This window comes from Photobacterium sp. NCIMB 13483 (assembly GCF_003025475.1).
In the GTDB taxonomy this organism is placed as follows: Bacteria; Pseudomonadota; Gammaproteobacteria; order Enterobacterales; family Vibrionaceae; genus Photobacterium; species Photobacterium piscicola.
In genome coordinates, this window is record NZ_PYLV01000068.1 from 1 (window position 1) to 571 (window position 571).

3 tRNA genes are annotated in these 571 nt (G+C 48.5%); all 3 read right to left on the reverse strand.

Annotation, left to right across the window (positions count from 1 at the left end):
* Positions 1 to 5: 5 nt before the first annotated feature.
* Positions 6 to 92 (reverse strand) — tRNA-Leu (locus C9I86_RS19920).
* 281 nt (positions 93 to 373) lie between these two features.
* Positions 374 to 449, reverse strand: a tRNA-Gly gene (locus tag C9I86_RS19925).
* Positions 450 to 465: 16 nt separating this feature from the next.
* A tRNA-Cys gene (locus C9I86_RS19930) sits at positions 466 to 539 on the reverse strand.
* Positions 540 to 571: the final 32 nt, after the last annotated feature.

Here is a 571-nt window from a genome sequence, read left to right on the forward strand (position 1 = left end):
ATAGATGGTGCCCCGGGCCGGACTTGAACCGGCACAGCGCGAACGCCGAGGGATTTTAAATCCCTTGTGTCTACCAATTCCACCACCAGGGCACGCAATTTCTTGCGATGGGTAAGACACCATCTGTAAATACTGCCATTTCAGCAATATCTTTTAATTTGGAGCAACACACGAGGTTCCCGATCTTGTAAACTCAGGCGTGACCTCAACATTGTTGAGTCACCTCTTGTATTACTGAACACTGATAGCATCAATATTCTTTAATTTGGAGCGACACACGAGGTTCCCGATCTTGTAAACTCAGGCGTGACCTCAACATTGTCGAGTCACCTCTTGTATTGCTGAACACTGATAGCATCAATATTCTTTAATTTGGAGCGACACACGAGGTTCGAACTCGTGACCTCAACCTTGGCAAGGTTGCGCTCTACCAGCTGAGCTAGTGTCGCATATTCTCAAAGAGAATGGAGGCGCGTCCCGGAGTCGAACCGAGGTACACGGATTTGCAATCCGCTGCATAGCCACTCTGCCAACGCGCCAACGTTACTAGGTTTCCCTAGCCTGTTGTTAA